General features: G+C 68.8%; 30 protein-coding genes. 17 read left to right on the top strand and 13 right to left on the bottom strand.

All coding sequences use genetic code 11. The features are described 5' to 3' along the window. Positions 1-51: 51 nt before the first annotated feature. Entirely contained in the window at positions 52-870 is an 819-nt protein-coding gene (locus JI745_RS19090) for an IclR family transcriptional regulator (protein WP_201810635.1), read from the top strand. A 1-nt stretch (position 871) separates the two neighbouring features. Here the strand turns inward: JI745_RS19090 and JI745_RS19085 are convergent, their stop codons facing one another. From JI745_RS19085 to JI745_RS19065, 5 genes are all read right to left on the bottom strand, one after another. Then, positions 872-1,279: a DUF1801 domain-containing protein gene (locus JI745_RS19085; protein ID WP_236675049.1), complete on the bottom strand. Its 408-nt coding sequence runs from the start codon at positions 1,277-1,279 to the stop codon at positions 872-874. 40 nt (positions 1,280-1,319) lie between these two features. Further along, positions 1,320-1,724 (bottom strand): VOC family protein, encoded by a 405-nt coding sequence (locus JI745_RS19080; protein ID WP_201810633.1) that lies wholly within the window; start codon positions 1,722-1,724, stop codon positions 1,320-1,322. After that, positions 1,721-2,149 carry a helix-turn-helix transcriptional regulator gene (locus JI745_RS19075; RefSeq protein ID WP_201812662.1) on the bottom strand — a complete coding sequence of 143 codons (429 nt, stop codon included), beginning with the start codon at positions 2,147-2,149 and terminating at the stop codon, positions 1,721-1,723. The genes JI745_RS19080 and JI745_RS19075 overlap by 4 nt, the downstream gene beginning before the upstream one ends. Before the next feature lie 50 nt (positions 2,150-2,199). Continuing rightward, positions 2,200-2,649, bottom strand: coding sequence for a DUF1801 domain-containing protein (locus JI745_RS19070; RefSeq protein ID WP_236675048.1), 450 nt, complete (start codon positions 2,647-2,649; stop codon positions 2,200-2,202). A 73-nt stretch (positions 2,650-2,722) separates the two neighbouring features. Continuing rightward, a complete protein-coding gene (locus tag JI745_RS19065; RefSeq protein WP_201810627.1) occupies positions 2,723-3,565 on the bottom strand; it encodes an MOSC domain-containing protein in 843 nt (280 codons plus the stop codon). Positions 3,566-3,624: 59 nt separating this feature from the next. On the opposite strand from JI745_RS19065, the gene JI745_RS19060 reads away from it, so the two are divergent. From JI745_RS19060 to JI745_RS19050, 3 genes are all read left to right on the top strand, one after another. Further along, positions 3,625-4,539: an MBL fold metallo-hydrolase gene (locus JI745_RS19060; protein ID WP_201810624.1), complete on the top strand. Its 915-nt coding sequence runs from the start codon at positions 3,625-3,627 to the stop codon at positions 4,537-4,539. Positions 4,540-4,775: 236 nt separating this feature from the next. After that, positions 4,776-5,876, top strand: a complete 1,101-nt coding sequence (locus tag JI745_RS19055; protein ID WP_201810621.1) for a porin — start codon at positions 4,776-4,778, stop codon at positions 5,874-5,876. 153 nt (positions 5,877-6,029) lie between these two features. After that, positions 6,030-6,386 carry a hypothetical protein gene (locus JI745_RS19050; RefSeq protein WP_201810618.1) on the top strand — a complete coding sequence of 119 codons (357 nt, stop codon included), beginning with the start codon at positions 6,030-6,032 and terminating at the stop codon, positions 6,384-6,386. A gap of 11 nt (positions 6,387-6,397) precedes the next feature. On the opposite strand, the gene JI745_RS19045 is transcribed toward JI745_RS19050, so the two are convergent. After that, on the bottom strand, positions 6,398-7,507 hold the full coding sequence (locus JI745_RS19045; RefSeq protein ID WP_201810615.1) for an S-(hydroxymethyl)glutathione dehydrogenase/class III alcohol dehydrogenase: 1,110 nt from the start codon (positions 7,505-7,507) through the stop codon (positions 6,398-6,400). Between the two features lie 144 nt (positions 7,508-7,651). Between JI745_RS19045 and JI745_RS19040 the strand changes: the two genes are divergently transcribed. The 3 genes from JI745_RS19040 to JI745_RS19030 all read left to right on the top strand — a co-directional run bounded on the left by JI745_RS19040 (position 7,652) and on the right by JI745_RS19030 (position 11,446). Further along, complete coding sequence (locus JI745_RS19040) at positions 7,652-8,131, top strand: VOC family protein (RefSeq protein ID WP_201810612.1); 480 nt, start codon at positions 7,652-7,654, stop codon at positions 8,129-8,131. A gap of 121 nt (positions 8,132-8,252) precedes the next feature. Then, positions 8,253-10,934: a PAS domain-containing protein gene (locus JI745_RS19035; protein ID WP_201810608.1), complete on the top strand. Its 2,682-nt coding sequence runs from the start codon at positions 8,253-8,255 to the stop codon at positions 10,932-10,934. A 26-nt stretch (positions 10,935-10,960) separates the two neighbouring features. Beyond that, on the top strand, positions 10,961-11,446 hold the full coding sequence (locus JI745_RS19030; protein ID WP_201810605.1) for an SET domain-containing protein: 486 nt from the start codon (positions 10,961-10,963) through the stop codon (positions 11,444-11,446). Between the two features lie 8 nt (positions 11,447-11,454). Here the strand turns inward: JI745_RS19030 and infA are convergent, their stop codons facing one another. Further along, positions 11,455-11,733 carry a translation initiation factor IF-1 gene (infA, locus tag JI745_RS19025; RefSeq protein ID WP_201810602.1) on the bottom strand — a complete coding sequence of 93 codons (279 nt, stop codon included), beginning with the start codon at positions 11,731-11,733 and terminating at the stop codon, positions 11,455-11,457. A gap of 134 nt (positions 11,734-11,867) precedes the next feature. Here infA and JI745_RS19020 point away from each other — a divergent pair, with 134 nt between their 5' ends. From JI745_RS19020 to JI745_RS19000, 5 genes are all read left to right on the top strand, one after another. Continuing rightward, positions 11,868-12,251 (top strand): nuclear transport factor 2 family protein, encoded by a 384-nt coding sequence (locus tag JI745_RS19020; protein ID WP_201810599.1) that lies wholly within the window; start codon positions 11,868-11,870, stop codon positions 12,249-12,251. A gap of 23 nt (positions 12,252-12,274) precedes the next feature. Then, positions 12,275-12,601, top strand: coding sequence for a hypothetical protein (locus JI745_RS19015; protein ID WP_201810596.1), 327 nt, complete (start codon positions 12,275-12,277; stop codon positions 12,599-12,601). A 102-nt stretch (positions 12,602-12,703) separates the two neighbouring features. Beyond that, complete coding sequence (locus JI745_RS19010; RefSeq protein WP_201810594.1) at positions 12,704-12,949, top strand: hypothetical protein; 246 nt, start codon at positions 12,704-12,706, stop codon at positions 12,947-12,949. A gap of 144 nt (positions 12,950-13,093) precedes the next feature. Further along, positions 13,094-13,972: an SDR family NAD(P)-dependent oxidoreductase gene (locus tag JI745_RS19005; RefSeq protein WP_201810592.1), complete on the top strand. Its 879-nt coding sequence runs from the start codon at positions 13,094-13,096 to the stop codon at positions 13,970-13,972. Next, positions 13,969-14,958, top strand: coding sequence for a tripartite tricarboxylate transporter substrate binding protein (locus JI745_RS19000; RefSeq protein ID WP_236675047.1), 990 nt, complete (start codon positions 13,969-13,971; stop codon positions 14,956-14,958). Before JI745_RS19005 ends, JI745_RS19000 begins: the two co-directional genes overlap by 4 nt. Positions 14,959-14,971: 13 nt before the next feature. Here JI745_RS19000 and JI745_RS18995 read toward each other — a convergent pair whose 3' ends face one another. The 4 genes from JI745_RS18995 to JI745_RS18980 form a co-directional block, all read right to left on the bottom strand. Beyond that, positions 14,972-16,039 carry an ABC transporter ATP-binding protein gene (locus JI745_RS18995; RefSeq protein ID WP_201810589.1) on the bottom strand — a complete coding sequence of 356 codons (1,068 nt, stop codon included), beginning with the start codon at positions 16,037-16,039 and terminating at the stop codon, positions 14,972-14,974. An 8-nt stretch (positions 16,040-16,047) separates the two neighbouring features. Then, complete coding sequence (locus tag JI745_RS18990; RefSeq protein WP_201810585.1) at positions 16,048-16,902, bottom strand: carbohydrate ABC transporter permease; 855 nt, start codon at positions 16,900-16,902, stop codon at positions 16,048-16,050. Continuing rightward, a complete protein-coding gene (locus tag JI745_RS18985) occupies positions 16,899-17,783 on the bottom strand; it encodes a carbohydrate ABC transporter permease (protein WP_201810582.1) in 885 nt (294 codons plus the stop codon). Before JI745_RS18985 ends, JI745_RS18990 begins: the two co-directional genes overlap by 4 nt. A 96-nt stretch (positions 17,784-17,879) precedes the next feature. Further along, entirely contained in the window at positions 17,880-19,163 is a 1,284-nt protein-coding gene (locus JI745_RS18980; RefSeq protein WP_404932819.1) for an ABC transporter substrate-binding protein, read from the bottom strand. 297 nt (positions 19,164-19,460) lie between these two features. On the opposite strand from JI745_RS18980, the gene JI745_RS18975 reads away from it, so the two are divergent. The 4 genes from JI745_RS18975 to JI745_RS18960 all read left to right on the top strand — a co-directional run bounded on the left by JI745_RS18975 (position 19,461) and on the right by JI745_RS18960 (position 23,471). Next, entirely contained in the window at positions 19,461-20,678 is a 1,218-nt protein-coding gene (locus JI745_RS18975) for a carbohydrate porin (protein WP_201810576.1), read from the top strand. 97 nt (positions 20,679-20,775) lie between these two features. Next, positions 20,776-21,453, top strand: coding sequence for a response regulator transcription factor (locus JI745_RS18970; RefSeq protein ID WP_201810574.1), 678 nt, complete (start codon positions 20,776-20,778; stop codon positions 21,451-21,453). Next, positions 21,454-22,974, top strand: coding sequence for a sensor histidine kinase (locus JI745_RS18965; protein ID WP_310738697.1), 1,521 nt, complete (start codon positions 21,454-21,456; stop codon positions 22,972-22,974). Between the two features lie 32 nt (positions 22,975-23,006). Further along, a complete protein-coding gene (locus JI745_RS18960) occupies positions 23,007-23,471 on the top strand; it encodes a TfoX/Sxy family protein (protein WP_201810572.1) in 465 nt (154 codons plus the stop codon). On the opposite strand, the gene JI745_RS18955 is transcribed toward JI745_RS18960, so the two are convergent. Then, entirely contained in the window at positions 23,398-23,769 is a 372-nt protein-coding gene (locus JI745_RS18955) for a DUF2917 domain-containing protein (RefSeq protein ID WP_236675046.1), read from the bottom strand. The genes JI745_RS18960 and JI745_RS18955 overlap by 74 nt on opposite strands. 103 nt (positions 23,770-23,872) lie before the next feature. Between JI745_RS18955 and JI745_RS18950 the strand changes: the two genes are divergently transcribed. Further along, positions 23,873-24,829 carry a LysR family transcriptional regulator gene (locus tag JI745_RS18950; protein WP_201810570.1) on the top strand — a complete coding sequence of 319 codons (957 nt, stop codon included), beginning with the start codon at positions 23,873-23,875 and terminating at the stop codon, positions 24,827-24,829. On the opposite strand, the gene JI745_RS18945 is transcribed toward JI745_RS18950, so the two are convergent. Continuing rightward, on the bottom strand, positions 24,826-25,395 hold the full coding sequence (locus JI745_RS18945) for a 5-formyltetrahydrofolate cyclo-ligase (RefSeq protein WP_201810567.1): 570 nt from the start codon (positions 25,393-25,395) through the stop codon (positions 24,826-24,828). The genes JI745_RS18950 and JI745_RS18945 overlap by 4 nt on opposite strands. Between the last annotated feature and the right edge of the window lie 18 nt (positions 25,396-25,413).

Raw genomic sequence — 25,413 nt, 5'->3', positions numbered from 1 at the left:
GATGGAGGCCCAGGCTGAACACCGTTCCACACTGGAACTTCTTTCCGGATCATGAGAAGCACCGAGCCCCTCGCCCCACCCTCCGGCACGCTGGAGCGGGCCTTCCGCATCCTCGAACTGCTGGCGCAGCAGCCGCAGGGCCAGGCGCTCGCGGCCATCGCCGATGAGCTTGCGCTGCCGCGCAGTGCGTGCCACCGGCTGCTGACCGACATGGTGCGCTGCGGCTATGTGCGGCAGGTGAGCGAGCGCGGCGATTACGCCCTCACCACCAAGCTGCCCGCGATGGGCCTCAGTTTTCTCGGCGGCGCCGGGGTGGTCGACATCGCGCAGCCCATCATCGACCGGCTCGCCGAAGCGAGCGGCGAGCTGGTGCGGCTCGCGCTGGTCGACGGCGACCGCCTCACCTTCGTCGCCAAGGCGCAAGGCGCGCGCACCGGCCTGCGCTACGACCCCGACATGGGCATCGACGTGCGCCTGTCCTGCAGCGCCGGCGGCCATGCGTGGCTGATGACGCTGAGCGAGGAGCGCGCTGCGCAGCTCGTGTCGCTGCAGGGCTTCGGCTCGCCCAAGGAGTTCGGCCCCAAGGCACCGACCACCTTCAAGGCGTTGTGGAAAGTGCTCGACGACGATCGCAAGCGCGGCTTCAGCACCATCGTCGAGATGTACGCCCCGGGCATGACGGCGATGGCCGCGCCGGTGCGCCGGCGTGGGCAGGAGGCCATCGGCGTGATCACGATCGCCGGGCCGCTGCTGCGGCTCACGCCTGCGCGCATGGAGCAGCTCGGCCGCACGCTGATGGACGCCGCCGGCGAGCTCGCAATGGCCAGCGCGAGCTCGCCGCTCTTCAGCCAGAAGGGCCGGATGGCCTGAGCTACTTCTTCGCCGCGGCCTTGTTGACCTCGGCCGCCGCCTTGAAGAGCGCCTTCAGCGCCTTCTTGTCGAGCGTGTCGCCTTCGCGGAAGTCGATCGCGCGGCGCACGTTGCCGTCGAGGCTGGAATTGAAGAGCCCGGCCGGGTCGGGCACCGAGGCGCCTTTCGCGAAGGTCGTCTTCACCGCGGCCTTGTAGCTCTCGCCGGTGCAGAGGATGCCGTTGGACGACCACACCGGGTTGTTCCACTTCCACTCTTCCACCACGTCGGGCACCGCCTCCTTGATGAGCGCGCGGATCTGAGACAGTGTCTCGCCGCGCCAGCCGCCCAGCTCGGCGATGCGCCGGTCGATGTGGTGCTCGGCGTCATCGTGGCTCATCGCCGCTGCGCTCTTCTTCACGGTGGCCATGCCTGCATCTCCATGTAGACCCGGGAAACACATGTCGCCCTCAGCGACGCGACTGGATCATCTTCCAGCCGTTGCCGGACGGGTCGCGAAACCCTGCGTCGACCGTGCCGAAGCGCTCGATCGGCTCCTGCGTGAACTCCACGCCCCGGCCCAGCAGGCGGTCGACCATTGCGCGGCAGTTGTCGACCTCCAACACCAGCGGCGGCATCGCGCCCTTGGCCACCACCTCGCGCAAGGTCCGCGCCGTGGCCTCGTCATGCACCGGCGGGCCGGGCACGAAAAGGCCGAGCTGGAACGCCGGCTGGTCGGGGTGCTGCACCGTCAGCCAGCGGTAGGGGCCGTTGCGCACGTCGGTGTGCACCTGGAAGCCGAGCTTGTCGACGTAGAAGGCAAGCGCCTCGTCCTGGTCATGCACATACAAACCGACCACTTGAACTTGCGTCATGGAAGCTCCTTGTTGTTGAGGGTTCCCGTTATAGGTCCGCCCTCGCGGCGGCGCTTCTCCGAAACTGCTGTCGTGAGGTGCGGCCGTTGTGCGGCGCTCACCACGCAGTGAGGCACCTGACTCAAGTCCTGCACCTCGGCCCGGGCACGCTCCCGCACGAGGCTCGGCCTCTCGCCGGTGATGTCGCGGAAGGTGCGGCCGAAGGTGCCCAGGCTTTCCCAGCCGGTCTGGAAGGCGATGTCGATGATGGGCTGGTCGGTGTCGCGCAGCAACGCGGTCGCCCGCTCGATGCGCCGCGTGAGCAGGTAGCGGTGTGGCGGCACGCCGAAGGCCTGCTTGAACTGGCGCGCGAAGTGGGCTGTCGAGACGCCGCTCACCTCGGCCAGCCGCTCCACCGGCCAGGCTTCGTGCGAGGCCGCGTCCATGCGGTCTTTCGCGCGCAGCAGGCGGCGCAGCAGTTGCGGATCCTGCGGCGTCACATCGCCACTCCGCCATTCTTGGGGGAGCCGCCGTCCCAGCCGGGAATGGCGGCCGCCTGTTCGATCCACGACGCAAGCTGTGGCTCATCGGGGATGCCGTCTTCGCGAATGTCGAGGTAGCGTGTTTCCGCGGTCTTCGATTCGCCCGGCGGCATGGGCTCGAGCGAGGTGCCGCGGAAGAAGGTCACCTTCACGTACTTCGTGAAGCAGTGGTAGCTGACGAACCAGCCCTGCCCCTCGACGCCGTAGAACGGCGAGTTCCACTTCACCGCCTTGCGCACGCCGGGCACCGTGCGCTCGATCAGCGCGTCAAGCCGGCGGCCGATGTCGCGCTTCCAGCCGGGCATGGCCTCGATGTAGGCCTGCACCGGCGCATCGCCCTCACCCTTGGCGATCTGCGGGTTGCCACCGGACAGCAGCGTCGGCTGTTTCTTGGACGTGGACATCTCGGCTCCAAAGCGTGTCGGGCCGGCCATCGTACTGGCGGCGCCAGGCCTTCAGCCGCGATCGGGAGGCAGTTCAGAAGCTGAAGGCGAGCGAGACCGCCTGGCCCTCGCGCAAGCGCGCGCCGCGCCTGCCTTGGCCATACACACCGAAGCACACCGGCTCGCCCGGGAAACGCTGCGCCGAGAGCTGCGCCAGCGCGGCGAGCACACGCTCGTCAGCCTCGCCGCTCGACGGGCTCACGTTGGGCACGACGCAGCGCACGCAACGGCGGCCCACCTCCAGCGCGCCGTCGCCCGAGGCCTCGTCGTGCCACTGCATGGAGAGGAGGAAGTCTTCCGCAAACGGCTGAAGGGCCGACACAGGCCCGTCGAGCACGATGTTGGGCCGGTAGCGCAGCAGCTCTGTTGCCGCGCCGCCTGCGCGATGCACCTGTGCCTGCGCTTCGTCACACGACGCACGGCTCACGATGTGCAGCCGGTTCGCAGCGCCGCGACCCACGGCCTCGTCGCCCATGCGCACCAGGCGCAGCGGTGCACCCACCACCGCAGAGAGCCAGGCGCCGGCCGCGTCGCCGGCATCGTGCCCGTCGAAACGGTCGAGCTTCGCCGCGGGCTCGTTCCAGATCTGGAAGGTGCAAGGCTGGAGCCCGCCCTCGTCAACGACAAAGCGGGCGTGGCCGGGCGCTTCGAGCTGCAGTGCACCGTCCACCGCCCGTGGCTGCACCAGCGCCAGCCGCGGAAAGGCGCCCTGCCACGTCACCTCGCCCTCGGCGTTGACGACCGCCCAGCGGCGATCTCCCTCGGCGCCGCCCCAGCGGTCGAGGCTCAGCTCCGGCACGCGCACCGCCCCGCAGCCCTTGACGGGATAGAGGTACAGCGCCGCCACATGCACGCCATCGGAAGAAAGGTTCTGCATGTCAGGAGCGTATCGCCTGGCGGACAGCGCCGGAATGGCCGCGCTCTTACCATGCCCCGATGAACCCTGAGACCCCGAGCGCCCGCTTCGGCCCCGTGACCGTCTACTTCGGCGAGAAGTCCGGCAAGTACCCCGATGGCAACCAGGTGATCGTGCACGGCGGCGACACCGTCGTCGCCTTTGACACGCCGAAGGTCGCCAACCGCCTGAGCGCCGAGGTCTTCGACGACGCGGTCGACATGGCCATCCTCGGCCACGTGCACGAAGACCACATGTGCGGCCTGCACCGGCTGCGCGGCAAGCCCCTGCATGTGCACGAGCGCGACGTCGAGGCCGCGCGCAGCTGGGACGGGCTGCGCCGCCACTTCGGCTACCCGGACGCCGCGCTCGACGCCTTCCGACCCAAGCTCGAGGCCGAGTTCAGCTACGCGCCGCGGCCCGATGCGCAGGCCTATGCCGACGGCGCCGAGTGGGACCTCGGCGGCGGCATCCGCGTGCGCGCGGTGCACCTGCCCGGCCACACCGCGGGCCACTGCGCGCTGGTGGTCGAGCCGCACGGCATCGCCTTCATCGGCGACATCGACCTCTCGACCTTCGGGCCCTACTACGGCGATGCGACCTCGAACCTCGGCGACTTCCGCCGCTCGCTCGCGCGCCTGCCCGAGCTGGACGCGAAGGTGTGGATCACCTCCCACCACAAGGGCGTGTACACCGAGCGCGCGCCGTTCGAAGACGCCTTGCGCGCCTACACCGCACGCCTCGACGACCGCGAAGCGGTGCTGCTCGATCGCCTGCGCGCCGGGCCGCAGAGCGTGGAGGCGCTGGCGGCCGATGGGCTGCTCTACCCGGCCGGTTACGGCACCGAGTCCACGCGCGCGATCGAGCGCTGGACGATCACGCAGCACCTCGACGAACTCGTCGCCAGCGGCCGCGTCGTCGCGTCGGACGAAGGGCGGTACAGGCTGCGCGCCTGAGCCCCGCGATTGGGGCAACGATCCAAAACTCAACGCCGGGATTCTTGCGAAAACTGAGATGACCTGTTGCGCTGCAGCAGCTTGGTCAGCCTCAGGGATCTCCCTAGCATGCCGCCCAAGACGCAGCCGCCGGTTGGCGACTGCCGCGTGACGGGCCGGGGCTGATCAAGCCTGCCGGCCGTGCGCACGCGCCCGCCTGGCGAGGGGGTCTGCCCACTGATTGGAGAAGTTTTCGCATGCGATCCAAATTCCAACACTTCGCGCTCACCACCATCGCGCTCGCGGCCAGCGCCGCCGCTTCGGCCCAGACCACCGCCCCGGCCGCGCCCACCAGCACGGTCACCATCTACGGCGTGGCCGATTCCTTCGTGCAGTTCGCCGACGGTGCCAGCCGCCTGACCCGCCTGCAAAGCGGCGGCCTCGCCGGCTCGCGCATCGGCTTCCGCGGCAATGAGGACCTGGGTGGCGGCCTGCGCGCCCTCTTCAACATCGAGAGCGGCATCAACCTTGACGACGGCACCAACGGCCAGGGCGCCTTCTGGGGCCGCCAGGCCTTCGTCGGCCTGAGCTCCGCCGGTGTCGGCCAGCTCACGCTTGGCCGCCAGTACGGCAGCCTCTATGCGCTGACGGGTGACTTCAGCGAGTTCTCGAACGGCGTCTACGGCCCGAGCACCGCGGTGATCGGCGGCTTCGGCGGCTACGAGCCGGTGCGCGGCAGCGCCAACTCGGCCACGGCCAACGGCGGCCCGGCGCGCGTCAACAACTCGGCGCGACTGGAAAGTGCCTCGTTCGGCGGCGTGAAGGTCGGTGCCCTGTGGGGCTTCGGCGAAGCCGCCGGCAGCACCACCGGCACGCGCGTGGCCGACGCCTGGGTGCGCTACACCGGCGGCCCGCTCGACGCGATGCTCTCGTTCGTCGACGACAAGGTCAACGCCACCGGCTTCAGCGTGCGCAGCATCTCGGGCGCCGCGGCCTACTCCTTCGGTCCGGCACGGCTGACCGGCGGCTACGTGTCGGTCGACGACCGCAGCACGGCCAACGCCGATGGGCAGGGCTACTGGATCGGCGGCGACTACCGCGTCGGCCCGCACCTGGTGAAGGCGCAGTTCGTCGAGAACAAGGCCGAGAACGTCAACGCCGGCAAGACGCAGGCGCTCGGCGCCGGCTACCAGTACGACCTGTCGCGCCGCACCACCCTCTACACCTCGCTCACGCACTTCAAGAACGAAGGCACGACCTACGCCAACCGCTGGGCCTCGGCCCTGCCGGCCGGCCTGACGAACGCCGACGAACGTGACGTCACCGAGTTCGCGCTCGGCGTGCGCCACACGTTCTGATCTGCCGATGTCAGCGATCGACGATTGAACAAGAGGTCTCCTCGACCTTTTTGGCCCGCGGCGCGACAGCGCAGCGGGCTTTTTTACGTGCATGCGGGCGTGAAGGCGTGTGGCATGCTCGGTGACGTCAGCGCCGTCCCGCTCCAGGCTCACATGACCATCCGCTCCCGCGCCATCCTGATCCTTTTGCTCGTGCTGTATGTCCTGGTGATCCGGCGCATCTTCGGCTGGCTGGCCGGAGGCGACGCATTCCCGATCACCGCGCGCATGCCGCATGACATCGTCGGTGCCATCCCGTTCGTCGTCGCCATCGTGTGCGTCATCGGCCTGGCCCTGAGAAAGCGCTGGGCCTGGTGGCTCACGCTCGCGGCCTTGCTGTACGAGCTCATCACCTTCGGCCAGGCCGTGCCCCGCTTCCTCGAGCTCAGCGCCTTCGCAGCCCTTGGCGTCTTCAAGCTGCTGTGGCTGGTCGGCATGCTGGTGATGCTCGTCACGCTGCGCGGGAAGTAAGACGCGGCAGCTCAGTAGTGCACCACCGAGCGGATCGACTTGCCTTCGTGCATCAGGTCGAAGGCCTCGTTGATGCCGGCGAGCGGCATGGTGTGGGTGACGAAGGGGGCGAGCTGGATGGTGCCGGCCATCGCGTCTTCCACCATGCCGGGCAGCTGGCTGCGGCCCTTCACGCCACCGAACGCGGTGCCCAGCCAGCGCCGGCCGGTGACGAGCTGGAACGGGCGGGTGGCAATCTCCTGCCCGGCACCCGCCACGCCGATGATGACCGACTGGCCCCAGCCGCGGTGCGCACACTCGAGCGCGGCCCGCATCACGTTGACGTTGCCGATGCATTCGAAGGAATGGTCGACGCCCCAGCCCGTCATCTCGACGATCACCTGCTGGATCGGCTTGTCGTGGTCCTTCGGGTTCACGCAGTCGGTGGCGCCGAAGGTCCGCGCGAGATCGAACTTCGAGGGATTGGTGTCGATCGCGATGATGCGGCCGGCCTTGGCCATCCGGGCGCCCTGCACCACCGCGAGGCCGATGCCGCCGAGGCCGAAGACGGCCACCGTGTCGCCGGCCTGCACCTTGGCCGTGTTCTTCACCGCGCCGAGGCCGGTGGTCACGCCGCAGCCCAGCAGGCACACCTGCTCGGGGTTGGCCTGGGGGTTGATCTTGGCGAGCGAGACCTCGGCCACCACCGTGTACTCGCTGAAGGTCGAGCAGCCCATGTAGTGGTACAGCGGCTGGCCGTTGTAGGAGAAGCGCGAGGTGCCGTCGGGCATCACGCCCTTGCCCTGCGTGGCGCGCACCGAGACGCACAGGTTCGTCTTGCCGCTCTTGCAGAAAAGGCACTGGCCGCACTCGGCGGTGTAGAGCGGGATCACGTGGTCGCCCGGCTTCACGCTCGTCACACCCTCGCCCACCTCGACCACGATGCCCGCGCCTTCGTGGCCCAGCACGACGGGGAACAGGCCCTCGGGGTCGTCGCCCGAGAGCGTGAACGCATCGGTGTGGCACACGCCGGTGTGCGTGATGCGGACCAGCACCTCGCCCTGCTGGGGCGGGGCGACGTCGATCTCGACGACTTGCAGGGGCTGGCCTGCGGCAAAGGCGACGGCGGCGCGTGACTTCATGGTGGCGGGTCTCCTGAAAGATTCATCTTAGCCAGCGAATCCCAACCCCCGCATGCCCGCAGGGCCGGTCCGCAATCCCCTTCCGGGAACTGCGGTCAGGGCGTGGCCGAGAATCGCCCGCACCCGAACCCGCAGGAGACCCGGATGGTCAGCAAGAACACGATCTGTCTCTGGTACGACCGCGACGCGCTGGACGCCGCACGCTTCTATGCCGAGACGTTTCCCGACAGCAAGGTGGGCGCGGTGTTCCACGCGCCTGGCGACTTTCCCGATGGCAAGAAGGGCGACGTGCTCACGGTCGAGTTCACCGTCGTGGGCATCCCGTGCATCGGCCTGAACGGTGGCCCGGCCTTCAAGCAGAGCGAAGCCTTCTCCTTCCAGATCGCAACCGACGACCAGGCCGAGACCGATCGCCTGTGGAATGCAATCGTCGACAACGGCGGCCAGGAGAGCGCCTGCGGCTGGTGCAAGGACAAGTGGGGCCTGTCGTGGCAGATCACGCCGCGCGCGCTGACCGATGCCATCGCCGATCCCGACCCCAAGGCCGCGAAGCGCGCCTTCGACGCGATGATGACGATGCGCAAGATCGACATCGCCACGATCGAAGCGGCGCGCAGGGGCTGAGCGGCACACGCGCAAAGCCTCCACCTTCGTGAACGAAGGCGCGCAAGAGCGGGCATTTCCCCGGGAGAAACGGGCCGTGACTTGGCTAGACTGCGCCCCGTAACTTCCACTTACATCGCTCATGGCGATCCGCTGTCCGCTGCCGCTGTCACTGCCAACCAGCGCATGGGCAGCCCTGCTGGAGACCAGCCCCGAAGGGCTGGCCTTGCTGGACCGCCGCGGCATGCTGCTCTGGGCCAACCCGGCCCTGCTGAGCGCGGTGGGCACGCTGGAAGCTGCGGCCGAACAGCCGCTCGCCGACGCACTCGGCCTGCGCGAGCCGCAGGCCCAGCGACTGGCCGAGGCCTTGCTCGCGGGCGCGGCGTCGCAGCTCGACGAGCTCGCATGGCGCGATGACGCGGGCGAAGCCCGCACCGCCGTGGGCCACCTGAGGCCGCTGCGCGACATCGAGCGTGTGCAGACCGCGCACTGGCTCTTCACCTTGCGCGACACGACCGAGCTCACCCGCTCGAAGGCCGAGACCACGCGCGTCGCCGAGCGGCTGGAGCGTGCGCAGGCCTTCGGCCGCCTCGGCCTCTATGAGCGCCAGCTGCCCATGGGCAAGGGCCACTGGGACGCCAACATGTTCCGCATGTGGAACTTCGACCCGGCCGACGGCGCGCCCGACTTCAAGACCTTCGTCTCGCGCATCCACCCGGACGACCGCCCGGGCATGGACTACCGCGATTCGGCGCGCACGCCGGGCAAGTACTCCAAGCGCTACCGTATCAGCTCGCCGAGCGGGCAGTGGCGGCATGTGCATGCACAGTGGGAGGTGAAGGCCGGCCCCGATGGCGAGCCCAACATCATCATCGGCGCGATGGTCGACGACACCGAGGTCTACGAACTTGCCGAGTCGTTCAACACCACCAGCGCCCAGCTCAGGCTGGCGGTCGACCTCGGCAATATCGCCATCTGGCGCCACGACCTGCGGCTCAACCGCATCTTCTACAACGACAAGGCCTTCGAGGTGATCGGCATCGTGCCGCGGCCCGAGGGGCTGGCACTCGACGAGGTGCGCGCGCTGATCCACCCCGACGACATCCCGCGCGTGGTGGCCACCGCGGCGGAGTCGCTCAACACCGACCGCCCCGTCGACATGGAAGCGCGCTACCGGCGCTCCGACGGCACCTACCGCTACGTGCTGACGCGCCGCGTGGTGCGGCGCAATGCCGACGGCGACCCGATCGAGTTCGTCGGCGTGGCGCTCGACGTGACCGAGCAGGTGCAGGAGACGCGGCGCGCCCAGGAGCTGGCGCGCCGGCTTGAAGTGGCCGCCTCGGCCGCGGGCCTGGGCATCTGGAGCCGGGAGCCGGGCCGCGAGCGCGGGGAGTGGAACGCGCAGATGTTCGAGATCATCGGCCGGCCCATCTCGATGGGCGTGCCGCGGCGCGCGGAATGGCTCGAGGAGGTGGTGCACCCCGATGACCGCGAACGCATGCGCACCGCGCACGCCGAGCTGCGCGCCACCGAAGACGTGACCGTCGAACACGAATACCGCATCGTGCGGCCCGATGGCGAGGTGCGCTGGGTGGTGAGCCGTGCGCGCCACGAGAAGCGCGACGGCAGCTCGGTGCAGTTCGGCATCGCGATCGACGTGACCGACCGGCAGGAGAAGCTGGTGGCGCAGCGCGAGAGCCAGGCCAAGTCGGAGTTCCTCGCGCGCATGAGCCATGAGCTGCGCACGCCGCTCAATGCCGTGCTGGGCTTCGCGCAGCTGCTGCGTCTCGACCCGGCGCTGGCCAGCGCCGACGCGCTCGCGAAAGTGCGCCACATCCAGTCGGCCGGCGAGCACCTGCTGTCGCTCATCAACGACGTGCTCGACCTGTCGAGCCTGGAAAGCGGCGAGGTGCGGCTCGACCTGCGCGCCGTGCGCCTGGCCGATGTGCTGAAGGAGGCGCAGGCCCTCGTCGAGCCGGCCGCGCGCGAGGCCGGCGTGAGCATCACGATCGATCCGACGCCGGCGGTCGTGCGGGCCGACCACATCCGCGCGCGCCAGGTGGTCATCAACCTGCTGAGCAATGCCGTCAAGTACAACACCACGCGCGGCAGGGTGCAGGTGAGCGTGCGCGAGACCGGCGCCGAGGTGGTGCTCGCAGTGGCCGACACCGGGCGCGGCATGACGCGCCAGCAGGTGGCGCACCTCTTCGAGCCGTTCAACCGGCTGGGCATGGAGCGCGAGGGCATCGAAGGCGCGGGCGTCGGCCTGTCGGTCGTGAAGGCGCTGGTCGAGCGCATGGGCGGCTCGGTGCAGGTGGAGAGCACGCCAGGGGTGGGCTCGCGCTTCGAGGTGCACCTGCCGCGGCACGAAGGTACCGTCGACAGCGACGACGCGCCGGCCGCGGCCCCACCCGAGGCGGCGCCGGAACCGGCCGCCGCGCCGCGCCGCCGGCGCCACGGGCGCCTGCTCTACATCGAGGACAACCCGGTCAATGCGCTGCTGGTGGAAGAGATGGTGCGCCAGCATGCCGGCCTGCAGATCGAATCGGTGGCGAGCGGCCTCGGCGGCGTGGCGCGGGCGCACGAGGTGCAACCCGACCTGATCCTGATCGACATGCAGCTGCCCGATGTCGATGGCTACGACGTGCTCAGCCGCCTGCGCGCGCAGCCCTCGACGGCCGGCATCCGCTGCATCGCGCTCTCGGCCAATGCGATGCCGGAAGACATCGCGCGTGCCGCGGCGGCCGGTTTTGCCGACTACTGGACGAAGCCGATCCACCTGCCCACCTTCCTCGCGGCGCTGGACCGGCTCTTCCCTGCCTGAGCCGGGCGCGGCTCGACAATCGCGCCATGCCCCGCCTGTCGATCCTCACGCCACCGGCGCCAGCGTCACCGCCGGCGCCAGCGCCACGCCCCCGCGGCGTGCCCGCCGATCCGCAGAAGTTCGCGCTGACGGTGGCGCCGAGCACGATCGATGGCCAGGGCGTGATTGCAGCCCAGGCCATCCCGGCCCGCCGCAAGATCGGCGAAGTGCGCGGCGAATCGGTGAGCCTGCAGGAGGCGCAACGCCGCAGCCGCGGGCAGGCCCGCATCATGATGATCGCGGTGTCGGCCCGGCGGGCCATCGACGCCTCGCAGTCGACCGATGCGCTGCGCTTCATCAACCACTCGTGCCGGCCCAATGCCTCGCTCAAGCTCAGCCAGGGTCGGGTGGAGTTCTACGCGATGCGCGACATCGCGGTCGGCGAGGAGCTCACCGTGAACTACGGCGAGACGCATCACCAGGGGCGCCTGCGCTGCCGGTGTGGCGTCGAAGGATGTGCTCGCCGCTTGTGACCCGGGGGTCAGCGCGCGGTCGGCCCGCGGCGCGGCGTCGCGCTCGGCGACGGTGCCGGGCCGCGGCGGTCGAGGTGGCGGAAGGTGATGCGGCCCTTGCTCAGGTCGTAGGGCGACATTTCCAGCGACACGCTGTCGCCCGCGAGGATGCGGATGTGATGCTTGCGCATCTTGCCGCCGGTGTAGGCGATGAGCTGGTGCCCGTTTTCGAGGGTCACGCGGAACCGCGAGTCCGGGAGGATCTCGTCAACGGTGCCGTTCATTTCAATCAGTTCTTCCTTGGGCATGGTCAGGGGGAGGACAAGGGACAGCGGGGGCTCCGTGCGGCGGGCCGGCGAGTGTAGTCCGCACCCAACGGAAAGCTCGTTTCGCACCGGTCGAAGCCACAATCACCTCCCCACTTCCTCCTTCGAGGCCGCGCATGCCGATCAACACCCTCTCCACCTGGCACGAGCTCGTGTCGACCCGCAATGCCAAGGGCCTCGACGCGCTGCTCGCCGACGAGGTCGTCTTCCACTCGCCGGTGGTGCACACCCCGCAGGTCGGCAAGGCGATCACGACGCAGTACCTCGCCGCGGCCTTCAACGTCTTCTTCAACGAGACCTTCGCCTACGTGCGCGAGATCGCCGGCCCGCGCGATGCCGTGCTCGAGTTCCAGGTCGAGATCGACGGCATCGCGGTGAATGGCGTCGACATGATCAAGTGGAACGACGAGGGGCGCATCGTCGAGTTCAAGGTGATGATCCGGCCGCTGAAGGCGATCAACCTCATCCACCAGCAGATGGGCGCGATGCTGAAGAAGTAGCGCGCAGTCACGAGATTTCCATCGTGCCGAAACACCACCTCGTTCAACTGCTCCTGCCCCTTTTCGACGGCACGGGAGCCGCGGTGCCCAAGGCCGCATTCGACGACGTGCGCGAGACGCTTGTCGCGCGCTTCGGCGGCCTCACCGCCTACAGCCAGTCGCCCGCGCGGGGCCTCTGGAAGGACGAAGACCGCAGCACCGACGAGCCGGTGAAAGACGTGATCGTGGTCTACGAGGTGATGGTGGAAGACCTCGACCCCCAGTGGTGGGCGGCATACCGCCAGGCGCTCGCCCAGTCGTTCGGCCAGAAGGAGCTGGTGGTGCGGGCGCTGGGCATCCAGCCGCTGTGACGCCGCGCGGGCTCAATCTCGCCGCCCCGTTGCCGATATCCCTTGCGAGCCCCGCGGGCCCTTGGCCTGCGACGGGTGCGTGCAGCTTGCAAGGCGATGTCCATGGACCTGCGGTCATTCCCGAATTCACCCACCCGCCCCACCCCGCGTGACGCGGCCGTCGACATCGACCACCTGCTCACGCTCACCAACACCCGGCTGGTCCGCCTCACCGGGAACGCCGACGTCATCGAGACCCGCCTCGGCCTGCGCCACCTCAAGCGCCTCGGCATGAGGGCGCTCGTCGTGGGCATGCCCACGGCCGGGGTGCCCGCGCACTGGCTGGACTGCGCGAACGCCACGCCCTGAGCGTGCCGCCAAGGTGCGGCTTGGGGCCTGCCTGACCGAAACGGTGAAACGTTTCAATAGGGGCATGTCCCTTGGCGACGATCGCGCCGCGGCTGGCTACGCTGCAGGCTCCGCAGTAGCGCCACGGGCCACGCCCTCCACACGGTGACCGCTTCCTTTCCGTCGTTCGACACGCCCCACGCCGCGCCTGCGAGCAGCAGTCTCGCGGGCCGCGTGGCCATCGTCACCGGCGCCGGCTCGCGCGGCGCGGAGATCGGCAACGGGCGCGCCGCCGCCATCCTTCTGGCCCGCCGCGGCGCCCAGGTGCTGCTGCTGGACACGAACCTGGAGGCCGCGCGCGACACAGAGCGCCTCATCACCGCCGATGGCGGCACGGCAATGGCCCTGGCGGCCGACGTGTCGGAGGCAGCGCAGTGCCAGCGTGCCGTCGCGGCCGCCGTCGAGGCCTGGAAGCGCGTCGACATCCTGGTCAACAACGTCGGCATCGGCGGGCCCACCGGCGACGCGGTGGCCGTCGACCTCGAGGAATGGGACCGCGCGCTGCGCGTCAACGTGACCTCGATGATGCTGATGGCCAAGTACGCGATCCCCGAGATGCGCCAGCGCGGCGCGGGCGCGATCGTCAACATCGCGTCCGTGGCCGGCCTCATCGGCGGCACGCCGTCGCTGCTGTACCCGACCTCCAAGGGCGCGGTCGTCAACATGACGCGAGCGATGGCCGCGCACCACGGACCGGAAGGCATCCGCGTCAACTGCGTGGCGCCGGGCATGGTCTACACCCCGATGGTGGCCGGGCGCATGACACCCGAGGTGCGCGAGCAGCGCCGCAAGCGCTCGCTGCTGCAGGTCGAAGGCTCGGGCTGGGACGTGGGCCAGGCCGTGGCCTATCTGGCGAGCGACGAGGCGCGCTGGGTCACCGGCGTGATCCTGCCCGTGGATGCCGGCGCGACGGCGGGCAGTGCGCCTTCGCCGGGCCTCCGGCCCGATGCCCAACCGACCCGATCGACTCAGGAGAACATATGAAGACTTGTTTGCCGTCGCAACTGCGTCGCCGCGCGGTGCTGCTGGGTCTTGCGGCGCTCGGCACGTCAAGTGCGCTGCCTGCCCGTGCTGCAGACGACTACCCGGCGCGCACGATCAAGATCGTCGTGCCCTACGCACCCGGCGGCTCGACCGATGTCGTGGCGCGCCTGCTCGCCGACAAGCTGGCCCTCTCGCTCAAGCAGGCGGTGGTGGTCGAGAACAAGCCCGGCGCCAACGGCATGATCGGCGCCGAGATGGTGGCCCGTGCCGCGCCCGATGGGTACACGCTGTTCTTCCCGGCCGGCAGCGTGCTCGGGCTCACGCCGCTGCTCTACAAGGCCAACTACGACCCGGTGAAGAGCTTCGCCCCCATCGGCATGGTGGCCTCGTGGTCGCTGCTGCTGGTGGCCAACGCGAGCCTGCCCACGCCGACGCTGAAGGACTTCGTCGAGCTGGTGCACAGCGGGAAGCGGCCGGTGAATTTCGCCGCGGGCACCAGCGGCTACAGCCTCATGTGCGAGCAGCTCAAGCTCCACATCAACGCACCGCAGCTGCTCAACGTGCCCTACAACGGCTCGGGCCCGCAGCTGCAATCGGTGGTCAGCGGCCAGACGGACGTGATGATCGACACCTTCAACTCGGTGCAGATGATCCGCAACGGCAAGCTGCGCGCGCTGGGCATCTTCTCGGAGAAACGCTCGCCGACGCTGCCCGACGTGCCCACCATGAAGGAGCAGGGCATCGACATGGTGACCAAGGGCTATGCCGCACTGCTCGCCCCGGCGAACACGCCACCGGCCATCGTGCAGCGGCTGCAGACCGAGATGGCGAAGGTGGTGGCCTTGCCCGAGGTGCGCGACCAGTTCGCGCGCGTCGACTACGAGCCGGTGGGCAGCACCTCGAAGGAGCTGGCCGCGGCCATCCAGGACGACATCGCGCGGTATCGAAAGATGGTCAAGGACACCGGGTTCAAGATCAACCCGTGACGCCCACGCCGCCTCAGCCGATGCGGCGCTCGCTCTGCGCGTCGAACACGTGCAGGTCCCGTGCATCCCACGCAACGTGCACCGAATCGCCCACCCGGTGGGCCACGCGCCCGCCGGTGCGCAGCACCAGCGGCCCGAGGGCCGTGTCGACGAAGGCATAGGTGTCGGGCCCGGTCGGCTCGAGCAGCGTCAGGCGGCCGCCGAGCCCGGCATCGGCGAGGCGCACGCACTCGGGCCGCACGCCGAGCACGCAGCCTGCCTTCGGCGGGGCCGCGCGCAAGGCCTGCTGCTGCTCGGGGGCGAGGGTGACGGTCTGCCCGTTCACGCTCAGTGCATCGCCCGCGACGGCGGCCTGCACCATGTTCATCGCCGGCGAGCCGATGAACTCGGCCACGAACTTCGTGGCCGGGCGGCTGTAGATGTCGTCGGGCGTGCCGAACTGCTGCACCATGCCGTCCTTCATCACCGCGATGCGGTCGCCGAGCGTCATGGCTTCCACCTGGTCGTGCGTGACGTAGACGGTGGTCGTGCGCGTGCGCTGGTGCAAGAGCTTGATCTCGGCGCGCATCTCCACGCGCAGCTTGGCGTCGAGGTTCGACAGCGGCTCGTCGAAGAGGAAGAGCTTGGGGTTGCGCGCCAGCGCACGTCCCATGGCCACCCGCTGGCGCTGGCCGCCGGAGAGCTGCGCCGGCTTGCGGTCGAGCAGGTGCTCGATCTGCAGCATCTTGGCGACTCGCGCGACAGCGGCTTCGCGTTCGGCCCTTCCGACCTTGCGCATCTCGAGCGCGAAGCTGATGTTCTGCGCCACGTTCATGTTCGGGTAGAGCGCGTAGCTCTGGAACACCATCGCGATGTCGCGGTCGCGCGGCAGCTGGTGCGTGACGTCGCGCCCGGCGATCTGGATGTTGCCGGAGGTTGCGGTGTCGAGGCCCGCGATGATCGAGAGCAACGTCGACTTGCCGCAGCCCGAGGGGCCGACGAGGATGAGGAATTCGCCTTCGTCGATCTCGAGGTCGATGCCCTTGAGGATGTCGACGGGACCGTAGCTCTTGCGGACCTGGCGGATGGAAAGTGCGCCCATGATTCAGTTCAACCTTTGACTGCGCCGGCCGTCAGCCCACGCACGAAGTACTTGCCTGCCAACACGTAGATGAGCAGCGTCGGCAGCGCGGCGATCATGGCGGCGGCCATGTCCACGTTGTATTCCTTGACGCTGCTGCTGGTGTTGGCCATGTTGTTGAGGCCCACCGTCACCGGCTTGGCATCGCCCGCGGAGAACACCACGCCGAAGAGGAAGTCGTTCCAGATGGCGGTGAACTGCCAGATCAGCGTGACGACGAGGATGGGCGTCGACAGCGGCAGCACGATGCGCCAGAAGATGCGCCAGAAGCCGGCCCCGTCGAGCATGGCTGCACGGATCAGCTCGTCGGGCAGCGACACGTAGTAGTTGCGGAAGAAGAGCGTGGTGGTCGCGAGGCCCACCAGCACGTGCACGATCACGAGGCCCCAGATCGAGTCGGCCAGGTTGAACCAGCCGAGCACCTGCGACATCGGCAACAGCACCACCTGCAGCGGCATGAAGGCCCCGAAGAGCATCAGGCCGAACATCAGCTCGCTGCCCTTGAAGCGCCACTTGGCGAACACGTAGCCGTTGACGGCACCAAGCGCGGTGGAGATCAGCACCGCCGGGATCACCATCAGCAGCGAGTTGACGAAGAAGGGCTTCAGGCCGCCGCAGTCGGTGCCGGTGCAGGCCTCCGACCAGGCCTTGCGCCAGGCGCCGAAGTCCAGGCCGTTCGGCAGGTCGAGCAGCGAGCCGCCACGCACCTGGTCCATGTCCTTCAGAGAGGTGGCCACCATCACGTACAGCGGCACGAGGAAGAACACGGCGAAGAGGATCAGCACCGACCAGATGGCGATGCGGTGAACGTGCCGGGAGTTCATCGACGCTCTCCCCGCAGCTCCGAATAGAGATAGGGCACCACGATGGCCGCCACCGTGCAGAGCATGATGGTGGCCGAGGCCGCACCCAGGCCGATCTGGCCGCGCGAGAAGCTCATCGCATACATGAAGGTCGCGGGCATGTCGGTCGCAAAGCCCGGGCCACCGGCCGTGAGCGCCATCACGAGGTCGAAGCTCTTGATGGAGATGTGGGCCAGCACGAGCAGCGTGCTGAAGAACACCGGCCGCAGGCTCGGGATGATGATGCGCCAGTAGATGCGCGGCAGCGTGGCGCCGTCGATCTGCGCCGCCTTGAGGATGGAATCGTCGATGCCGCGCAGGCCGGCGAGAAAGAGCGCCATCACGAAGCCCGCGCTCTGCCACACACCGGCGATCACCACGGTGTAGATGGCCATGTCGGGGTTGACCAGCCAGTCGAAGGTGAAGCTTTCGAAGCCCCATCCGCGCACCAGGTGCTCGAGGCCGAGGCCGGGGTTGAGGATCCACTTCCACGCGGTGCCGGTGACGATGAAGCTCAGCGCCATCGGGTACAGGTAGATGGTGCGCAGCGCGCCTTCGGCACGGATCTTCTGGTCGAGCAGGATCGCGAGCAGCAGGCCGAGCGCGAGGCCCACGCCGATGAAGAGGCCGCTGAAGATGCCCAGGTTCACGAGCGCCACGCGCCAGCGTTCGCTCTCGAAGAGCGCCACGTATTGCGCGAGCCCGACGAACTCGTAGTTGGGCAGCAGGCGCGAGGCCGAGAACGACAGCACGCCGTTCCAGGCAATCAGGCCGTAGATGAAGGCGAACGACAACGCGAAGCCGGGCGCGACTGCGAGGCGCGGCATCCAGCGGGCGAGGCGTGTGGCAAACGGGGAACTCATGTCAAAACCAGGGTGAGAGAGAAAAACGCGGGCTGCGCGGTAGCGCAGCCCGCCAAGGGACAAGCTTCTGACTTGCTCCCGTCTTCGCTCTGCAACTTACTTCGTCTTGGCCGCGGCCACCAGGCGATCCATGGCCTGCTCAGGCGTCATGGTGTCGGTGTTCCAGAACTGCGAGACCACGTCCTTGATCGCACCCTCTGCTGCCGACGACACGGCCATGCCGTGGGCGATCGACGGCACCAGCGTGTTGCCCTTGGCAGTGGCCACGAAGTCCTTGCTCGACAGCTTGGCGCAGTCGTCGAACTTGGCCATGTCCATGTTCAGGCGCGCAGGGATCGAGCCCTTGTTCAGGTTGAAGGTCTCCTGGAACTCGGGCGACATGATCGCGGCGGCCATGTCCTTCTGCGCCTGCAGGTTGGCGGTGTTCTTGATCTTGAACATCGCGAAGCTGTCGATGTTGAAGGTGAACGCGTTGCCGGTGCCGGGAGCGGCGGCGCAGAGGAAGTCCTTGCCCGGGGCCTTGTTGGCGGCGATGAACTCGCCCTTGGCCCAGTCGCCCATCAGCTGCATGCCGGCTTCGCCGCGGATGACCATCGCGGTGGCCAGGTTCCAGTCGCGGCCGGGGGCGTTCTTGTCGGTGTAGCCCTTCACCTTCTTGAAGGTGGTGAGCACCTTGAGCATGGTCGGGCCCTTGATCGTGGCGGGGTCGAGCTGCACCAGGGCCTTGCGGTAGAAGTCGGCACCGCCGACGCCGAGCGCGACCGACTCGAAGGTGGTGAAGTCCTGCCAGTTCTGGCCGCCGTGGGCGACGGCGATGAGGCCGGCCTTCTTGAGCGCCTCGGCGGTGACGAAGAACTCGTCCCAGTTGGTCGGCATCTTGGCGTTGGCCTTCTTCAGCGCCTCGGGGTTGGCCCAGAGCCAGTTGACGCGGTGCACGTTGACCGGCACGGCGACGTAGTGGCCCTTGTGCTTCATCACGTCGGAGACGACCTTGGGCAGCAGGGCGTCCCAGTTGTTGGCCTTGGCCACGTCGTCGAGGTTGGCGAGCACGCCTTCGTTGCCCCACTCCTGGATGGATGGGCCCTTGATCTGCGCGGCAGCCGGGGCGTTGCCCGAGACCACGCGCGACTTGAGCACCGTCATCGCCGAGTCGCCGCCGCCGCCGGCGACCGCGAAGTCCTTCCAGCTGTGGCCTTTGCCCTGCAGCGTGGCCTTCAAGGCCGAGGCGGCCTTGGCTTCGCCGCCGGAAGTCCAGTAGTGCAGCACTTCCACTTCGCCGGCGCGGGCAGCAAGGGAAGCGCAGAGCAGGGTGGCGACAGCAGCAATGTGCAGCGCGCGGGTCGTTGACCGTGCAGGGGTGCGGGTGGGGGTCATTCGCATGTCTCCGTCGTGTGTTGTGTCGGGGGAGATCGGGTCGGGGCTGCAGCACTCGAAAGCGATCGGGGCCGAACATTAACGATTAATTAACTGCTTGAACCTCGGGCTTACCCTTGGTTTTCACCTCTGTCGAGGAAAGCACCTCGCCAAAAGGCTGTGCGTTTCCAGCAACTCATGGTTAACACCAAATTAATCTTGTTAATGTTTCTGAAAACAATGCGCGCCGAAGCCTGGGCCCGCCAGCCCGCTACCGATGGCTTCGCTCTTTTCCCGAAACAACCACCACCTGGAGACATTCCAATGACAGCCCTCCGCACCTTTGCGCCCAGCACCCTGGCGCTGGCCGCCGCGCTTGCCACCACCTTCGTGGCCGGCTCCGCCCACGCCGTCGACTTCGGCGGCTACTTCCGCGCCGGCCCCGGCGCCACCAAGAAGGACGCGTCCCGCGCCTGCTACGGCCTGAATGGCCCCGGCCTCAAGTACCGCCTCGGCAACGAGTGCGACTTCTACGGTGAATTCCTGCTGAGCCACACCGGCAAGGTGGAGGAGGTGGAATACAAGGCCCACCTGATGACCAACCTCTACAACGGTGGCACCGACACCGAAGACGAGAAGGTCGGCATCAACCAGATGTACGTGGAAGGCAAGGGCTTCGACATTGCCCCCAACACCAGCTTCTGGATCGGCAAGCGCTTCTACCAGCGTGCCGACGTGCACATCGTCGACACGTTCTACACCAACCTGTCGGGCGTGGGCGCGGGTGCCGACGGCATCGTCGACATCGCCGGCGGCAAGCTGAACCTGGCCTTCTTCCGCACGGACAACGACAACCGCCCCGGCTCGCGGGTCAACCTGACGCTGGCCGGCATGGAGGTGAATCCGGGCGGCAAGCTGACGGCGGTCGGCACCTTCACCAAGGGCCACTTCAGCGCCGACACCTCCGCCGTGCCGCCGGAAGCCGCCGGCACCAACGGTTTCGGCCTGAGCCTGCAGCACACGCAGGCGGTCGGCGCCAACATCACCAACAACCTGTGGCTGCAGTACGCGCAAGGGTCTGCCGGCCTGGACGGCAACTTCGGCGACCTGACCGCACCGTCGGGGTCACGTGGCCTGCGCGTGGTGGAAAGCGTCAACTGGCAGATGGGCCCCTTCGGCGGCCAGGCCCAGGCGATGTTCCAGCAGGACAAGGCCGATGGCGGCGCGAAGACGAACTCGGCCACGGTCGGCGGCCGCGTGTCGTATGCCGTGAGCAAGCACCTGAAGCTGCTGGCCGAAGCGGCCTACTCGCAGAAGAAGCCGGACGGCTCGGCCACCCAGAAGCTGTCCAAGCTGACCGTCGGCCCGGCGCTGTCGACCGGCCCCGGCTTCTTCACCCGCCCCGAGCTGCGCCTCTACGTGACCTCGGCCAAGTGGAACGCCGCCGCCAACGCAGCGGCCGGCACCGGTGGCGTCACCGGCATTGGCGACGGAAAGACGAGTGGCACCAGCTACGGCGCGCAAGTCGAAGTCTGGTTCTGAGCTGAAGCCCTCGGCTCGGCAGCCGCCTCGGGGCAAACACTCCGAGGCGGCGGCAGGGGCTGTCTTACCATCGCGGGCGCTTGAACATGCCCCGCCGATGAAGCTCCTGCTCGCCGAAGACGACACCATCCTCGCGGATGCGCTCACTGCTAACCTCAAGGGCTGCGGCTTCGAGGTCGAAGTGGCCGAGAACGGCGCCGTCGCCGAGTACCTGCTGCTCAAGCACGACTTCGACCTCGGCGTGCTCGACCTCGGCCTGCCGCTCGTCGATGGCCTCAGCGTGCTGAAGAAGGTGCGCGCCGCCAAGCCGGCACTGCCGATGATGGTGCTCACCGCGTGGGACGGCATGGAGCAGCGCGTCGCCGGCCTGAACGCCGGTGCCGACGACTACCTCACCAAGCCCTTCGACTTCCCCGAGCTCGAGGCCCGCATCCGCGCCCTGCTGCGCCGTGCGCACGGTGCCACCACCGCGGCTGCGCCCCAGCAGGCCGGCCTCCTGCGCTTCGACCGCGAAGCCCGCCGCGCGAGCATCGACAAGACCCCGGTCGACCTGTCGCCGCGCGAGTGGACGCTGCTCGACCTGCTGCTGACGCAGCGCGACAAGGTCGTGACCAAAGAGCAGATCGTGCAAGGCTGGACCGGCGACACCAGCGAGCAGACGCCCGGCGCCATCGAGGTCTACATCCACCGCCTGCGGCGCAAGCTCGAAGGCTCGAAGGTGTCGATCCGCACGGTGCGCGGCCTGGGTTATCTGCTCGAAACAGAGACGCCTTAAGTGACCCGCTGGAAAGCCTGGCTCACCCCGGGCAGCCGATCGCTGCACCGCCACCTGCTGCTGTGGCTGCTGCTGCCCCAGCTCGTGCTGTGGATGGCCGCGGCCATCTTCACCTACAAGCTCGCCGAGCGTTATGCCAACCAGGCGATCGACGCCAGCCTGTCCACCGCCTCGCGCGCGCTCGCGCGGCAGGTGAAGCCGAGCGGCAGCGGGCTCTACATCGACTTCCCGCGCGCCGCGCAGGACGTGATCGAGGCCGACCCCGACGACCGGCTCTACTACAAGGTGAGCTCGCCGCCAGGCGAGTTCATCCTGGGCAACAGCCAGATGCCGGCGCCGGCGGGCATCCCCCACCCGCAGCTCAACCAGCCCTACCTCTACGACGGCACGCTCCACGACCGCTACAACGACAAGCCGGGCGAGCGGGTGGGCACCCCCGGCGCCGAGGCGGGCCGCGACATCAACGTGCGCGTGGTCGCGCTCTACCTCGCGTATGGCGAGCCGGGCAGGCCGCAGACGCTGCTGGTGCAGGTGGCCAAGAGCCGCGCGAGCCGCGAAGAGCTGGCGCAGCAGATCCTGATCGACACCGCCCTGCCCCTGTCGCTGCTGATCGTGCTGATGTCGGCAATTGTGTGGGGCGGCATCCGGGGTGGCCTGGCCCCGCTTGCGCGCCTGCGCGCGCTGGTGGAAGCGCGCGCGATCAACGACCTCACGCCGATCAAGCTGGAAGCGGCGCCGGAGGAAGTGAAAAGCCTCGCCCTTGCGCTCAACACGCTGCTGGCCGAGGTGCGCGAGAGCGTGCACGCGCAGAACCGCTTCATCAGCGATGCGGCCCACCAGTTGCGCACGCCGCTGGCGGGCCTGAAGAGCCAGACCGAGCTGGCGCTCGCGAGCACCACGGTCGCGACCGACCCCGAACTGCGCGCGCGGCTCAAGCTCGTGCACGAGAGCGCCACCCGCAGCGCCCACCTCGTGAGCCAGTTGCTCGCGCTGGCCCGCGCGGAGCCGGAGGCGGCCGCCGCGCAGTCACGCACCCGCTTCGACCTGCAGCGCTTGGCGCGCGAGGTGGCGGCCGAGCAGGTGCCACGCGCGCTGGCCGCCGGCATCGACCTCGGCAGCGAGGACGCCGAGGCACCCCTGCCGGTGACGGGCAACGCGATGCTGATCCGCGAGGCGCTGGTCAACATCGTCGACAACGCCATCCGATACGCCGGGCGTGGTGCGAGTGTCACGGTCAGCGCGCATGCCGAAGGCCACGAGGCCGTGCTGACGGTGGAAGACACCGGCCCCGGCGTGCCCGAGAGCGAGCACGAGCGCATCTTCCAGCGCTTCGTGCGCGCCACGCACGAAGGCAACGGCTGCGGCCTGGGCCTTGCGATCGTGAAGGAGATCGTCGAGCGCAGCCACGGGCAGGTGACGCTGGAATCGGTGAAGCCGCACGGGCTGCGGGTGGTGGTGCGCTTCCCGTTGGCCGCGGGAGCGACCACCGCCGCGGTGTCAGGGGCTGGCAAGGGCGGCTGACGCGGCGAGGTGCTTTGGGCACACTCGCGCGCATGTCCTCGTCACCCGAATTCGCCGCGCACTGCCTCGAACTGCTGAGCCCGCTCGGGCCGACGACCTCTCGCCGCATGTTCGGCGGCCACGGTTTCTACGTCGATGGCCTCTTCATCGGCATGGCCGCTGCGGAGCGGCTCTACCTGAAGGTGGACGATGAGTCCCGGCCCCGGTTCGAGGCGGCGGGCTGCGAGCCCTTCGACTTCGACACCAAGGACGGCAAGCGCGTGGTGCTCGGTTTCTGGACCGCACCCGACGACGCCCTCGAGTCGCCGATGCTGATGCTGCCCTGGGGGCGCATGGCGATGCAGGCGGCGCTCAAGGCCCTCAACGCCAAGAAGCCGGCGAAGAAGGCGGCGGCCCGGAAGGCCACCGCCCGCAAGACCCGGCTCAGCCCAGCGCCGGCGCCGGCCGCCAGAACGAAAGCCGCGCCAGCGAAGAAGAAGCCCGCGTCGAAGCGCTGAGCCTTCTCGCGAACGTGGGGCAGGCCTGCGGCGGCACCAGCAGCTGGAAGCTCGTCTCGCCCCAGCCTTCGATCACCCACTCGCTGCCCGAGTCGAGCGCGATGGTGTCGCCCGCCGACAGCCAGACGTCTTCGGCCGGCTCGTCGGCGGCGCCATCGCGGGTGAGCCAGAGGCGGCCCTGGGTGACGCGCAGTTCGCGGGCGCCGGGGCCGATGTCCAGGCGCAGGGCCTCGCCCACGGGCAGGGTCCATTCCGCAGAACCGGACTGTTGCGAAATTGTCATCGTTGCCTGGGTCATGATGTAGCTCCTTGCGATGGGATAGCTGGAGAATAGGCACGCCCGACCCCCTGGTCCAATGAAATGGGCACAACCCATTGATGCTTGATCGTCATCAATCACCATGAACAACTTCCGCCGCCGCCCGCTCTTCGTGGGCCCGATCCGCACCTTCGAGGCCGTGGCCCGGCACCTGAGCTTTCGCGCCGCCGCCGACGAGCTGAGCCTCACCCAGTCGGCGGTGAGCCGGCAGATCCAGTCGCTGGAAGAAGACCTGGGCGCCACGCTGCTGATCCGCGGCACGCGCAAGGTCGAGCTCACGAACGACGGCGCCAGCTTCCTGCGCGCGCTGGCGCCCAGCCTCACGCGCATCGACACCACGGTGCAGCAGATCCGCCAGGCGCAGGGGCGGCGGGTGGTGAGCGTGAACACCTTTGCCTCGTTCGCCTCGATGTGGCTGATCCCGCAGATGGAAGCCTTCCAGCGCGAGCACCCCGAGATCGACATCCGCGTGCAGGCCACCGACACGCTCGCCAACCCGCTCGACCCGGAGTTCGACCTGATCCTGCGCTACACCGGCCACCAGCGCGCACCGGCCGGGGCGCAGCGGCTCTTCGGCGAGGTGGTCACGCCCGTCATCAGCCCGTGGCTCGCGGAGCAGATCCGCCAGGGTGCGTCACCACCGCTCAGCAAGCCCGAACACATCGCGCACTACACCGTGACCGAGGAAGACGACCACCGCCACGGCTCCGAGTACCTGAGCTGGGGCTACTGGCTCGCGCAGCAGGGTGCGCCCAAGACGCAGCCGCGCCGCTGGCTCTACCTCAACTACACCTACCAGCAGATCCAGGCGGCGATGGCCGGCCAGGGCGTGGCGCTCGCACGCCTGCCGCTGGTGGCCGAGCAACTGGAGCGCGGCGACCTGGTCGAGCCCTTCGGCCCGCAGGGCCGCATCGCCACGCCGCTCGCCTACTGGCTCATCGCCTCGCCGCAGGCACGCGACCGGCAGGAGGTGGAGGAGTTCTGCCGCTGGGTGGAGACGCGCGCGGAACAGACGCGCGCCGCGCTGGGCGAGCGTTAGACCACGCCTTTCTCGGTGACCACGAACGCGAGCGGCTGGTCGTGCGGCTCGGGCGTGAAGTCGGCGTCGGCCACGAGCCCGACCGACCAGGCCACGCCCACCGCCGTGACGTGCGGATGTGCGGCCAGCCAGCGGTCGAAATACCCCCCGCCGTAGCCGAGGCGATACCCGCCCGCGGTGAAGCCGACACACGGCACCAGCACCACGTCGGGCACCACCTTGTCGCCATCGCTCGTGGCGATGCCGCACTCGTCCACGAGGCGCGGCGCCTGCCCGTCCCACAGCCGGTAGTGCATCTGACGCGCGGCGCGCTGTGCGAAAGGCAACGCCAGCGAGAAGGTGGTGGCGTCGCTGTCGTCGCTCCACAGGGATGCTGCGTTAAATTCCGATCGCATCGCCCAGTACAGGCCCAGGCACTCGGGCTCCAGGTGGTCGATGACCTGCCCCAACTCCCGCGTGATGGCCGCGACGGCCGCTGAAACTTCTGCCGATGCGGCGAATCGTTCGCGGGCAGCCAGCAGTTGCGCGCGCAGCGCGGGGCGGGTGGGGCGGGATGGATCAGACACGATGAAGGGCAACGAGAC

Origin of the sequence: Piscinibacter sp. HJYY11 (genome assembly GCF_016735515.1) — a bacterium.
Lineage (GTDB): Bacteria > Pseudomonadota > Gammaproteobacteria > Burkholderiales > Burkholderiaceae_C > Rhizobacter.
Note: the sequence above shows the minus strand (reverse complement) of the source record. Positions and strands in the feature narration are given on the sequence as shown.